The sequence below is a fragment of the Aestuariibius insulae genome (assembly GCF_040783535.2).
GTDB lineage: Bacteria > Pseudomonadota > Alphaproteobacteria > Rhodobacterales > Rhodobacteraceae > Aestuariibius > Aestuariibius insulae.
Genome location: NZ_JBFONW020000006.1, coordinates 242,140 through 254,754, shown reverse-complemented (window position 1 = coordinate 254,754; position 12,615 = coordinate 242,140). Strand labels below are relative to the sequence as shown.

The following is a 12,615-nucleotide window of genomic DNA, read 5'->3' as shown; positions in this document are numbered from 1 at the left end:
CCTGCCCATGCCGCTTTTCAAGAAACTCGTCCTGACCGGCGCCTGCGGGGCGCTGGGCTCCCAGCTGCGCGAGCCGCTCTCGCGCATGACCGATCACCTGCTGTCCGTCGATATCTCGGACTGCCCCGAGGATCTGCACGATGGCGAGACCTTCACTCAGGCCGATATCGGCGAGATGGATCAGGTCCTGCCGCTGATGGAAGGCGCCGACATGGTCGTCCATTTTGCAGGCATCCCCGACGAGGCGCCGTTCGAGAAGCATCTCGGCCCCAGTATCGTCGGCTCCTACAACATCTGGGAGGCCGCCCATAAGCACGGCGTGCGCCGGATCGTCTATGCCTCATCGGTCCATGCGGTCGGTATGCATCCCTCAGCCGACGGGATCGACCTGACCGCGCCGCACCGGCCCGATACATTCTATGGCCTCGGCAAATGCTTCACCGAGGATCTGGCGCGTCTTTATTGGGAAAAACGCGGTCTCGAGGCGGTGTGCCTGCGCATCTTCTCCTGCCAGCCAGAGCCCGCCAATATGCGCGCTTTGGGCACCTGGCTCAGCTACGGTGACCTGATCCGGCTGGTGGAGCGCTCTCTCAACACGCCGACCGTTGGCTTTACGCCGGTCTACGGCGTCTCCAACAACGACCGGTCGCCGGTGAACAACCATCAAGCGGCCTATCTCGGCTACAAACCGCAGGACAACGCCGAGGACTATTACGAGACAGTCATCGCCACCGCGCGCCCGGCCGATCCGCAAGACCCCTCCCAGATGCGGCTGGGCGGCCCTTTCGCCATCGTGCCTTTGGGCGAAAGCGGCGTCGCCATGATCAAGAAGCTGGGCGAGCAGTCCAATTGAGGACTGTCGCGTCCCGGGCTTGACCCGGGACCTCCGCGCGCGAGGACAGGTAGAGGCCCCGGATCAAGTCCGGGGCGTGTTCCGCCCGGTCAAAACGTCAGCTCGAACCGGGCACCGCCTTGCGACGGGGCCAGCGTGATCTGCCCACCTTGCGCATCGATCAGCCGCCTCAGGATCGCAAGGCCCATCCCTGTGCCGCCAGTGTCGCGCCGGGTGGTGAAATAGGGATCGAAGACCCGGTCCCGATTGCCGTCCGAAATCCCCGGCCCGTCATCCTCGACCCACAGCAGCCCATCCTCGACCCCTGCCGTCAGACGGCTCGCGCCTGCCTCCGCCGCGTTGCGCGCCAGATGGGTCAGGACCAGCATCAATGCCTCCGGCGAGAGCGGCACCTCGCCATCGCGCGCAACTTCGATCGGCAGGGCGTGCCCGGTCATCGCCTCCGACAACCGCGCGAACCCCCGCGCGCCTTCGGTCGCCCGCGCCCAGTCGCGCTGCACATCGACAAGTCGCGTCATCCGGGTGGCGGCCTCCGCGATCTGACCGGCCAGCTTGATCCGCGTTGCCTCGTCCACATCCCCTTCGAGCAATTCCGCCGCTCCCGCCACGATCGTCAGCGGCGATTTCAGCTCGTGCGTGACGTGATCGGTATAAGCGCGGATCGTCGCCTCCCGGTTCTGCAGGACATGCCCCATCCGCAGGACCGTCCCGCCCAGATCACGCAGCTCGGACGTCCCGTAATGATCCAGCGGCGCGATCGGCGCCCCCCGGCTGATCGCAGAGGCGCGCGTCGCCAGCTCCCGGATCGGGCGCAGCAGAAGCCGCCACAGCAGGAAGCCTAGCACCGCCGTGATCAAAAGCCCCACCGCAAGGACCGCATAGGCCTTCGTCCAGGTCATGGGATAGGAGAGCAGGCGCGCCAGATAGAGGCCCGCAAACGGCGTGCCAAGCACCGCCAGAAGCGTGCCGCCCAGAACGATTGCCAGCGACGGGCGCCATTTGCGGCGGATCTCGGTCAACGGCAGCGCATCAGGCGCACGGCCCCATCCGGATGCCCACGCCATGCACCGTCTCGATGGCATCGATGCAGCCCGCCTCGTCCAGCTTGTGGCGCAGGTTGCGCAGATGGCTGTCGAGCGTCCGGTCGCTCACATTCACGTTCGTGCCGTAGACCGCATCGACCAGCTGCGGCCGGGCCAGGACGTGGTCGGGATGGCTCATCAGCTTGGCCAGGATCTCCATCTCGCGCGCGGTCAGCGTGACCGAGGCCCCGCCGATCTCGCACAGATGCCGGTGCGGATCGAGCGTCAGCCGCCCCCGGCGCAGGATGGGATCGGCCGTTGGCTGGCCTCGCTTGAGGATCGCTTTGATCCGCGCCACCAGCTCACGCGGCGAAAACGGTTTGGAGACATAGTCATCGGCCCCCATCTCGAGCCCGACGATCCGGTCGATCTCGTCCTGCCGGGCGGTCAGGAACAGGATCGGCACATCGGAGCTCTTGCGCAGCTCGCGGCACACTTCGAGCCCGTCCCGCTCGGGCATCCCGATATCGAGCACGATCAGCCCCGCGCGCCCGCTCTGGCCCAACCGCAGAGCCGCATCGCCATCGGCGGCCTCGAACGTGCCATAGCCCGCCTGCTCGATGGCGATCTTCAAGACGTTGCGGATGGCCGGGTCATCGTCGACGATCAGGATTTCGGTCACGGGCGGGGTCCTTTACGGGGCGCAGAGTGGCGCGCTTTGTCTGCCAAGGAAAGTGCGCAAGATGTTTTGCAAAAGCGCCCGTGCCGGATGTGCAAATTTCGTGCAGGCATGCTAGGCGGACGCCCATGAGCCCGACCCTCTCCAGCGCCTCGCTCGATGGCACCGATCTGCGCCGCGACATCCCCGTCCCGGAAAGTCACCGGACGGAGGGATACGAGGCCGCGTTCGATGCGACGACGCTTTGGTATGACGCGATTGCAGGTCCAGACCGGACATGGCTTGTCTGCCCCAAACTGCTGAATTTCGAAGATCTTCTGCGCGGCGTGATGATGCGTATCGACGGGCAGGCGGCGCCGGTCCTGCGTATCCGAAGCTATCGCAGGCACGATGTGGTCGAGCTGGAGGGAACCGGATCCGAACTGGCGCTCGAGGCGGGCGATCACGGGTTTACCTGCCCGATCTCGCCGCTCGAAACGGACCGTTTCGCGGGCCTGAACGCCCATGTCGCGATCTCCAAGGATAACGATCTGGTCTGGCTCGCCGATTTTGCGCGGTTTCACATCCAGCATCACGGTCTAGAGGCGATGCTGCTCTTCGATAACGGCTCCACGGCCACCAGCATCGAGGAGATCGAGACGACGCTCCGCGCCACCGGCCTGCGCGAGGTGCTCGTCGTGCCCGCCCCGTTCCCCTACGGCCCTCGCGGCACGCCGCCCTATGCGCGGCGCACGAAGTTCTTGCAGACCGCGCTGCTCAATATCGCGCGGCTGCGGTTTCTGGGACAGGCGCGGGCCGTGCTGCAATGCGATATCGACGAACTGGTCTGGAGCGAGGGTGGCTCGATCTTCGACCGCGCCGCCGAAAGCCGCTTGGGTCTTGTCCGGTTCAAGGGGCTCTGGCACAGCCCGCCTCAGGACAGCGAAGGGCCTTATCGCCACCAGGACCATATCCGGCAGCGCGCCAAGGATCCCGGCAGCCCGACGAAATACGCGCTGCGTCCGGACAGTCTGCTTGGACGGCAAAGCTGGGACATACATGACATCGAGGGCCTGCCGACGCCGCTTTCGGTAACGCCAAGGGCCGGATACCTGCATTGCAGAGGGATCTCGACCGACTGGAAAGGGAATAACCGGACCAGACCCTCCGTGTCGGTTCCCAGTCCAAAGGCCGAGCGGCTTTTGGCTGGCACCGATTGGGAAGCGCCCTGATTGTGCGGGATTGTAAGCGGCAAGCGGGGAGGGGGCTCTGCCCCCACGTCAGCTGTCGCTGACGCCCCCCGAGGTATTTCAAGCAAGATGAGGACAGAGCGTGGCTCTTGTTTCTCGAAGTGAGGCGTTAGGGTTAATATGTGGTGGTACCGTCGGCAGTGACCTCGATGCGACGCGGCAGGCGCGGGCATTAAGGTTAATTTGTGCCGAGGTCAGCGGCGACGCTGGAGGTGCAGCTTGGAGGTCTTCGAGGCTCGACCGGTTATCGACGCATTAAGGTTAATTCAGAGCGTGAGTGGCATCGGTTTGCTGCGAGTAAGCGATGCCTGATGAACAAGAGGCCGTACAGAGCGCCCTGCGTTGAGGTCACTCTGCGCGGCAACTAGTGCGCGCTAAGTTAATGCGGTCATTGGTCGGGAAGAGAGGCCGGGAAACGAGAATAGAAGTAGCGTCAAGACCGAGGAAACGGACAGGTCGAAAGAGAGGTGCGCAGAGTATAATACTCAGGTCCTCTATCTCGAAATGTATTAACCTTAACCGATTTTAAGGTTAACCGACCCCGCGATTATGCGTGGATAGATCAGTGGCCAATGTCGGGCTGGATGAGATCTTGTGCAGCATGTTCAGCACATATCGGTGGCGTTCTCATCGAGAGGATCCGAACCGGCTGCCTTCAACCGCAAGCGTCGCGGATCGCACGCATATTCGCACCATAGGGGCCGGGGCTCTCGGCAGATCCGCCCTTGAAGACAGCCGATCCGGCAACAAGCACATCCGCCCCCGCCGCCACGAGCCCGGGAGCGGTGTCCGGTGTGACGCCGCCGTCGATCTCGATATGGACCTCGCGGTCCCCGATCATCTCTCGCAGGGTCGCGACCTTGCTCTCGAGCGGGATAAACGACTGCCCGCCGAAGCCGGGATTGACCGTCATGACGCAGATCAGATCGATAAGATCCAGAACATGCTCCACCGCGCTTGCCGGGGTGCCGGGGTTGAGCGCCACGCCCGCCTTGCAGCCCGCGCCGCGGATCGCCTGGAGCGTGCGGTGGATATGCGGACCGGCCTCGACATGGGCGGTGATGATATCGGCTCCAGCCTCGGCAAAGGCGTCGATATAAGGATCGACCGGCGCGATCATTAGATGCACGTCCAGCACCGTTCTCACATGCGGACGCAACGCTTTGACCATCGGCGGGCCGAAGGTCAGGTTCGGCACGAAATGGCCGTCCATCACGTCGATATGCACCCAATCGGCGCCCTGATCCTCAACCGCCCGGCACTCCGCTCCGAAATTGGCGAAGTCCGCCGCCAGAATGGACGGCGCGATCTTGAGCGAACGATCGAATGGCATGGCAACCCCCTGAATCAGACCCTGACCTTGTGCGATGTCTCAGCCGGATTGTCACGACCGGCGGCGCCTTGCCGAAATGTCGCACCGGGTCTGATACAACCCCAGCACGAGTGCTATAGCCTGACACCATGTCGATTATCCAGATTCTCAGCGAGGATATCCTCGCTCCCGGGGATGCGCTGCATTTCAGCCGGTCCATCCTGCCGCGCACCCGTCAGACTCGCCTGCACGGCCATGATTTCCACGAGGTTTTCTGGATCCAGCATGGCCGCGCCCGGCACAAGATCAACGGCGAGGTCCAGGAGCTGGACGAAGGCGATCTCATCTTCATCCGACCGGGTGACGTACACGGACTGCAAGGGCGGGGGGAGGAGACGCATATGGTCAACCTCATCCTCGCCGATACGGTCCTGACCCCACTGCGGCATCGTCATGACAGTCTGAACGGCCGGTTCTTCTGGTCCGAGGACACGTTGCCGGCACGGCATCGCCGTGACAGCCGCCAACTGGCCGATCTGTCGCGCAACGCTTTGATGCTGGAAACCGGCGCGCGCACACCGCTCGAGGCGGAGGCGTTTCTCCTGCCGCTTCTTGGGGACCTGATGCCCGCTGCGAGCGGGGTGAGCGAAGGTGCGCCCGACTGGCTTATCGATGCCTGCGCCGCCGCCCGCGATCCCAAGGTCTTTCGCGACGGCGCCGCCGGGTTCGTCCGCGCCAGCGGCCGCGCCCATGCCCATGTCAGCCGCACGGCGCGTCGCCACTTGGGACAAAGCCCGTCGGAATACATCAACCGGATCCGGATGGAGCATGCCGCCCGCCGCCTCGTTGGAACCGAGGACAGCCTGGCCGAGATCGCCGAGGAATGCGGCCTGCCCAATCTCAGCCATTTCCACCGGCTCTTCCGTGCCCAGCACGGCCTGACGCCCCATGCCTACAGACGTCAGCGGCAGCGGCACCTTGTGACGCCGGTCTGACCTCGCGGCTCATCTTGAAGTGGCGGACGGGCCGTGAAAGAGTTGGACATTCCTTCCAGGCCGGACCCCGCCTCCCATGTCGCAAACCGATACCGCGCTTCAGACCGCCTCATCCCATCTTCCGCAGCCCGTCGAGACTCGCAATCCCGGCCTGCCGCTGGACCTGTCTTGGGTGCGGGCCGTGCAGGCCAATACGTCGGCCATCGAGCGTCGGGCCGCGACCTTGCCGGGGCGCCGGTCGGTCAAGAAGGACTACCAAGCGGCCTGGCTGCTCAAGGCGATCACCTGCATCGATCTGACCACGCTGGCGGGGGACGACACGCCCGGCCGCGTCCGCAGGCTTTGCGCCAAAGCCCGCCAACCGGTGCGGGCCGACCTGCTCGAGGCGCTCGGCATGGACGGGATCACGACGGGTGCGGTCTGCGTTTACCACGACATGGTAGAGACCGCGGTCGAGGCCCTGCACGGCACCGGCATTCCCGTTGCCGCCGTGTCGACCGGCTTTCCGGCAGGGCTGTCTCCGTTGCATCTGCGGATCGCCGAGATCGAGGAAAGCGTCAAAGCAGGCGCCCACGAGATCGACATCGTCATCTCGCGCCGCCATGTCCTGACCGGCGACTGGCAAGCGCTTTATGACGAAATGCGCGCCTTTCGCGAGGCCTGCGGCGAAGCGCATGTCAAAGCGATCCTCGCCACCGGAGAGCTGGGAACGCTCCGAAATGTAGCCCGCGCCTCCCTTGTCTGCATGATGGCGGGGGCCGACTTCATAAAGACCTCCACCGGCAAGGAGCCGGTCAACGCCACGCTTCCGGTAACGCTGACGATGATCCGCGCGATCCGCGATTATCACGAGCGCACTGGGATCCGCGTCGGCTACAAACCCGCGGGCGGGATCTCAAAGGCGAAGGACGCTCTCGTCTATCAGGCGATGATGAAAGACGAGCTCGGGGACCGCTGGCTGCAGCCCGATCTCTTCCGGTTCGGGGCTTCCTCCCTTCTGGGCGATATCGAGCGCCAGCTCGAGCATCATGTGACCGGCGCCTATTCCGCCGGGTGGCGCCATGCGATCGGGTGAGGCGCAGACTGAAACGCCGGATTTGCATATTTATGACAAGATGAAGCAGGGAGCTGCGCCATGACCGTCAAGGAAATCTTCGAGACGATGGAGTACGGCCCCGCGCCCGAAAGCGCCTCCGAAGCGCTGGCGTGGATCAATCGGAATGGCGCGCGGTTTGGTCATTTCATCGGCGGCGCTTTCACCGAGCCGGGCGAGACCTTCGAGACGAAGAACCCGGCAACGGGAAAAACGCTCGCGGCGGTCACGCTGGGCAAGGCCGAGGATATCGAAGCCGCCGTCAAGGCCGCCCGCAAGGCGCAGCCGAACTGGGTGGCTCTGGGTGGGCACGGACGGGCGCGGGTGCTCTATGCCATCGCGCGGATCCTGCAAAAGCAGTCGCGGCTCTTTGCGGTGCTAGAGACGCTCGATAACGGCAAACCGATCCGCGAGAGCCGGGACATCGATATCCCGCTCGCGACGCGGCATTTCTACTATCACGCAGGCATGGCGCAGCTGATGGAAGACGAGCTTCCGGGCCGCGAGGCGCTGGGCGTCTGCGGGCAGATCGTGCCTTGGAACTTCCCGCTCCTGATGCTCGCCTGGAAGATCGCGCCAGCGCTGGCCATGGGTAATACCGTCGTGCTGAAACCGGCGGAATATACGCCGCTAACCGCGCTCCTCTTCGCGTCGATCTGCGCAGAGGCGGGCGTTCCCCCGGGCGTCGTGAATATCGTTACTGGAGACGGCTCGACCGGTGCCGCGCTGGTGGAGGCTGAGGTTGACAAGATCGCCTTTACCGGCTCCACCGAAGTCGGCCGCCGGATCCGCGAGCAGACCGCCGGAACCGGCAAGGCCCTGACGCTCGAGCTGGGCGGCAAGTCTCCCTATATCGTCTTCGACGACGCCGATCTGGATTCCGCCATCGAAGGGCTGGTTGACGCGATCTGGTTCAATCAGGGCCAGGTCTGTTGCGCAGGCTCGCGCCTTCTGGTGCAGGAGAATATCGCGGAGCGGTTCCACACCAAGCTGCGCGCCCGGATGGACGGGCTCAGGATTGGCGATCCGCTCGATAAGGCGATCGATATCGGCGCCATCATCGACCCGGTCCAGCTTCAGGCCATCACCCGCATGGTCGACAGCAACACGGCCGGTCACATCCACCGCGCCGCCACGCCGCTGCCCGCCGACGGTGCCTTCTATCCGCCGACGCTGATCTCTGGCCTCTCGCCCGCCGATCCACTCATGCAAGAGGAGATCTTCGGCCCCGTCCTCGTCTCCACGACGTTCCGCACGCCCTCCGAAGCGATCCAGATCGCCAACAACACGCGCTATGGCCTCGCCGCGACGATCTGGACCGAAAACATTAACCTCGCGCTCGATATCGCGCCCAAGCTCGTCTCCGGGATCGTCTGGATCAACGGCACGAACATGATGGACGCCGCCGCAGGCTTTGGCGGCGTGCGCGAAAGCGGCTTCGGACGCGAAGGCGGATGGGAAGGGCTTGCGGCCTACACCCGGCCTGTCGGCAAGAGCAAATCGCTTGAGCCGATTACGCCGTTCGAAGGCAAGGACGAAGGCACCGGGGCACTCGACCGGACGGCGAAGCTCTATATCGGCGGCAAGCAGGCCCGGCCCGATGGCGGCTATTCCCGCGCGGTTCACGGGCCCAAGGGCGCTTTGCTCGGGCACAGCTCGCTCGCCAACCGCAAGGACGTGCGAAATGCCGTCGAAGCGGCCCATGCCGCCAAGGGCTGGAGCAAGACGACCGCCCATCTGCGGGCGCAGATCCTCTATTACATCGCCGAAAACCTCGCCGCCCGCGCGGCCGAGATCGCCTCGGTGCTTGACGCCATGCAAGGCGGCAAAGGCGGCGGAGCGCAGGTCGAGCAATCTATCCAGCGGCTCTTCACCTATGCTGCCTGGGCCGACAAGCTTGACGGCGCGGCCAAACCGGTACCGATGCGCGGCACGGCGCTTGCGATGCGCGAGTCGGTCGGCGTGATTGGCGCGCTTTGCCCCGATGACGCGCCGCTTCTGGGGCTGGTCAGCGTCATGGGCGCGGCCATGGCCATGGGCAACCGGTCGGTGCTTGTCGCCTCCGAGCCCTTCCCGCTGGCCGCGCGCGAGCTCATCCAGGTGCTCGAGACGTCCGACGTGCCCGGCGGCGTCGTCAATATCCTGACCGGCAGCCACACTGAACTTGCCGGACCGCTCGCCAGCCACATGGATGTGGATGCCGTCTGGAGCTTCTCCTCCTCCGACATCTCGGCCGAGATCGAAAAGGCCTCCGCCGGCAATCTCAAGCGCAGCTGGGTCAATCACGGCAAGACCCGCGACTGGAACCTGAGCGACGCGCGCCCCTTCCTGGAGGCCGCGACCGAGATCAAGACGATCTGGACTCCCTACGGCGAAGGCTAGGCGGCAGATTTTTCTAGAAAAATCTGGACCTCAAAATCTTCTAGAAGATTTTGCTCTTAAGGATTTTCTAGAAAATCCTTTCACCCCCGCGGCTTGCTGCGCCACGTCCCCAGCCAGCGCGAGATCCGACCGGTCGTATCGTCGTATTTTGCATCCAGCCGGTCGAGCGCTGGCGAGATCCGGCTTCGCTTGAAGCGGATCCAGCGCGCCGTCACGTACCAGATGAACGAGATCACGAAGAACCAGCAAATGATCGCGATCCACGGCACGATCGTGACATCGGGACCGGAGACAGGACGGATCGAGATCGCATTGGGATAGATCGAGAGGTAAGGGATCCGCACACCGTAATGCCCAATAGCCGCCCATTGCGCGTTATTGGGATCGGGTGACCGGAGGGAACTCGCCTCGGTCTGAAGGTTGGCCGTGTCGAACTTGAAATAGGGCGGCCAGCTCCAGCCAGTATCCTCATTGCGATAGACCATCGGCTTGCCGTTGCGCTGCACCGTCTGGATGAAGAAGACGTCGCGCGTATCGTTGACCGCCTGACCGCTATCGGGCTGCGACCAGAACAGCGTGTTCTCCCCGCCCAGATCGACGCGCCGCACCTCGGTTTCGACAACGCGGACCACATCGGTCTGCGGCAGCGTGTAGTACAGGAACGACGCCAGAATGACGGCCACGCTCCCCCAGAAGATCCATCTTAGATAAAAGACCATTGCCGCCTCACATGTGGTTCACGGTGTAGATGATAGTGCCGATCGCCGCGATGGGCACCACATAGACCAGAAGGATCAGCTTGCGCCGCATCGATCCGTCATATTCGGCCAGCCCGTCCCGGATGAAGCTGTCCTTGGCCGCAGGCGTCAAGGCGGGATCCATGGCCCGCCGCGCCTCGAATTCGGTCTCCAGCTTTTCGCGGCGCGCCAGCCGGGAATAGATCGACAGGCACACGAAAACCACCGTCTGAACGATCAGCAGGATGACGAGAAACCGAATGAACACCATGACCTATCTCCTCACCGAACCCCAGGGACCGACCCGCTCGATAAGGTCGGGAGCCTTGATCTGCTGCGGCTCCTCCATCGGCGCGTCATGCCCGAAAAGCGCATCGCGCGCACCCGCCTTGTCGACCGCGTATTCCCTCTCGAGGAACCGCGCGACGTACTCTTTCTTGGCCTCCGGCCAGTCCGCATAGGCGGCGTAAAACGCCTCCTTGTGGCAGATGAACAGCTGCCGGATATCCAGCGGACACAGCTCGGCCAGAAGCATGTTGACCAGATCCGCATCCGGATGGCGCGCTGCCCGCAGCGTGTAGAAATAGGCCGGATGCTCGCTGGTGATCGTGGGCCAGGGCCCGTCGCTTTCGGCCCAGCGCAACAATGCGGAGAGGCCATGGAACGCCTCGGGCAACCGGTCGCGGTAGCGCCGCGCCAACGCACGCATATCCGCCCGTGTCGTCTGGCTTAGATCGGCGCCCATATGCCCTGCAATATCGACGATGATGAAATCCATCTTCTGCCGCAGAACCGCCGACGCATCGAGGCCCCGCGCCTCGATGAGCGACTCCGCCAGACCGTTCTCCTGCAGGAACTGTGCAATCCCCGTCCGTTCGGAAAAATCCAGCACCCGCTCCACCGGCAGGTCCTCCAGACCGTCCCGGGGACCGGCCGCGATGACCGCCGGATGCGCCACATCGCGCATCACGTAAAGCCCGCCGAAATGCGCTGTCCAGAAGTTGCCCTGCTCGAACTCCATCTCGCTCAGCGTCACCGGATTGCGCGAGACATCGCCCGTCGCTTTGGCGATATCGATCATCTCGGCAATCAGGACATCGTCGTACCAGGCATCCTCGACGGTGCGAAACTTTTGGATCTTCTCGCGCAGACGTGCGGCCTGCCGGACGGCGCCGCCTGTCGTGTCGGCTTCGACCTTCACTTTGCGGATATCGAAAAGCCGCGCGGGCGTCTCGGCCCCGTAGATGGAATTGACCAGCTCCCCGGCCACCGCATCCCGTGCGGTCAGCGCGAACAGCTGCGCCTCGTTCTCCTCGATGAACTTGCGCAACACCCCGCGCGAGGTCGAGAACTTCACATTCAGCAGCGGCGCGGTCTTCTGATCGGTGGTCAGCAGAATGAACTGCCGGTTCACGCCCTCGTGGTTGAGGTAAATCTCATCGCCAAGCTCATGCCCGATCTCAGGCGAATAGCCCGACAGATCGATATGGAACTCCGTCAGCTCGGTCCGCCGCCCCGTCAGATGCTCCAGCGCGCGATTGTACCGCTCGACCAGTACCGGAGAAGAGACCTCCACCAGATTGCCGAACATCAGCCCGCGCTCGATTAGCCGCCTCATAGGCCGCCGCCTTTGCCCTGGCGAAAGAGCCGGGACCTCACCATTCCGCCTCTTTCCAGCGGCGGGGCATCGAGGAGACGGTCAGCAGCAGGACCGGCCCCCAGAAGAGCCCGGACAGGGCCGCGATGCGCGAGAAATGCACCATCGTCTCGATCCCGCCCGGCTCGAAGAGGGTGCCGATCGGGATATCCTGCGCTAGATACAGAACGACGAAGGCGACGATGCTCAGCCCGAACAGGATCACCGCCGAAAGCAGCGTCAGCCAGACCAAAGGCCGCACGCCTTCGGGAAAGATCTGCCCCAGAACGCGCGGCACCATCCATCCCATCGCCGCAAGGATAAGCGCCGGTCCCAACAGGCTGGTGGTGAAGCTGTCAATCATCGTCATCTCTCCAGGGGGACTGCGGCCTGAGCGCCAGAAGGATCAGCGCCCCCGGACCCCAAAGCGCGAGGGTCAGTCCCGTCAGTCTCAGTATATAAAATGTGGCCTCAAGCGCCGAATTGAAACCAGAGGCGCCGTCAAAAACCGCCACTGTTGCAGCATAGTAGAAGGCCACCGCGAAAAAACCCGCGCCAAGGGCGACCAGATCCCGCCAAAGGCCCAGATCCTCCAGCCCGATCCGCCGCTCGGTCGCCATCGTGACGGCAATCCCGATCGCCACGGGCAGCAGCAAGGTGACAAGGACAGCCATCCC

The 12,615-nt window shown here is 64.0% G+C and carries 13 protein-coding genes; 5 read left to right on the top strand and 8 right to left on the bottom strand.

Features of this window, described 5'->3' with window-relative positions; translation table 11 throughout:
* Window positions 1-7: 7 nt before the first annotated feature.
* Window positions 8-853, top strand: coding sequence for an NAD-dependent epimerase/dehydratase family protein (locus AAD018_RS17060; RefSeq protein WP_367315638.1), 846 nt, complete (start codon window positions 8-10; stop codon window positions 851-853).
* 89 nt (window positions 854-942) lie between these two features.
* On the opposite strand, the gene AAD018_RS17055 is transcribed toward AAD018_RS17060, so the two are convergent.
* Both AAD018_RS17055 and AAD018_RS17050 read right to left on the bottom strand, forming a co-directional pair.
* Window positions 943-1,917, bottom strand: a complete 975-nt coding sequence (locus AAD018_RS17055; RefSeq protein WP_367315639.1) for a sensor histidine kinase — start codon at window positions 1,915-1,917, stop codon at window positions 943-945.
* Window positions 1,883-2,557: a response regulator transcription factor gene (locus AAD018_RS17050; RefSeq protein ID WP_367315640.1), complete on the bottom strand. Its 675-nt coding sequence runs from the start codon at window positions 2,555-2,557 to the stop codon at window positions 1,883-1,885. The genes AAD018_RS17055 and AAD018_RS17050 overlap by 35 nt, the downstream gene beginning before the upstream one ends.
* Window positions 2,558-2,682: 125 nt before the next feature.
* Between AAD018_RS17050 and AAD018_RS17045 the strand changes: the two genes are divergently transcribed.
* Entirely contained in the window at window positions 2,683-3,765 is a 1,083-nt protein-coding gene (locus tag AAD018_RS17045) for a hypothetical protein (protein ID WP_367315641.1), read from the top strand.
* A gap of 673 nt (window positions 3,766-4,438) precedes the next feature.
* Here AAD018_RS17045 and rpe read toward each other — a convergent pair.
* Complete coding sequence (rpe, locus tag AAD018_RS17040) at window positions 4,439-5,116, bottom strand: ribulose-phosphate 3-epimerase (protein ID WP_367315642.1); 678 nt, start codon at window positions 5,114-5,116, stop codon at window positions 4,439-4,441.
* A 128-nt stretch (window positions 5,117-5,244) separates the two neighbouring features.
* On the opposite strand from rpe, the gene AAD018_RS17035 reads away from it, so the two are divergent.
* The 3 genes from AAD018_RS17035 (at window position 5,245) to AAD018_RS17025 (ending at window position 9,565) form a co-directional block, all read left to right on the top strand.
* On the top strand, window positions 5,245-6,090 hold the full coding sequence (locus tag AAD018_RS17035) for a helix-turn-helix transcriptional regulator (protein WP_367315643.1): 846 nt from the start codon (window positions 5,245-5,247) through the stop codon (window positions 6,088-6,090).
* A gap of 76 nt (window positions 6,091-6,166) precedes the next feature.
* Window positions 6,167-7,165, top strand: a complete 999-nt coding sequence (deoC, locus tag AAD018_RS17030) for a deoxyribose-phosphate aldolase (RefSeq protein ID WP_367315644.1) — start codon at window positions 6,167-6,169, stop codon at window positions 7,163-7,165.
* A 60-nt stretch (window positions 7,166-7,225) separates the two neighbouring features.
* Window positions 7,226-9,565, top strand: coding sequence for an aldehyde dehydrogenase family protein (locus tag AAD018_RS17025; RefSeq protein WP_367315645.1), 2,340 nt, complete (start codon window positions 7,226-7,228; stop codon window positions 9,563-9,565).
* An 80-nt stretch (window positions 9,566-9,645) separates the two neighbouring features.
* On the opposite strand, the gene AAD018_RS17020 is transcribed toward AAD018_RS17025, so the two are convergent.
* From AAD018_RS17020 to AAD018_RS17000, 5 genes are read right to left on the bottom strand one after another with little or no spacing between them, the layout of a single operon-like run.
* Window positions 9,646-10,284 (bottom strand): DUF1523 family protein, encoded by a 639-nt coding sequence (locus AAD018_RS17020; RefSeq protein ID WP_367315646.1) that lies wholly within the window; start codon window positions 10,282-10,284, stop codon window positions 9,646-9,648.
* Window positions 10,285-10,291: 7 nt separating this feature from the next.
* A complete protein-coding gene (locus tag AAD018_RS17015) occupies window positions 10,292-10,573 on the bottom strand; it encodes a hypothetical protein (RefSeq protein ID WP_367315648.1) in 282 nt (93 codons plus the stop codon).
* Between the two features lie 3 nt (window positions 10,574-10,576).
* On the bottom strand, window positions 10,577-11,920 hold the full coding sequence (locus tag AAD018_RS17010) for a DUF6638 family protein (protein WP_367315649.1): 1,344 nt from the start codon (window positions 11,918-11,920) through the stop codon (window positions 10,577-10,579).
* A gap of 37 nt (window positions 11,921-11,957) precedes the next feature.
* Complete coding sequence (locus AAD018_RS17005) at window positions 11,958-12,308, bottom strand: hypothetical protein (RefSeq protein WP_412005311.1); 351 nt, start codon at window positions 12,306-12,308, stop codon at window positions 11,958-11,960.
* Window positions 12,295-12,612: a hypothetical protein gene (locus tag AAD018_RS17000; protein ID WP_367315651.1), complete on the bottom strand. Its 318-nt coding sequence runs from the start codon at window positions 12,610-12,612 to the stop codon at window positions 12,295-12,297. Before AAD018_RS17000 ends, AAD018_RS17005 begins: the two co-directional genes overlap by 14 nt.
* Window positions 12,613-12,615: the final 3 nt, after the last annotated feature.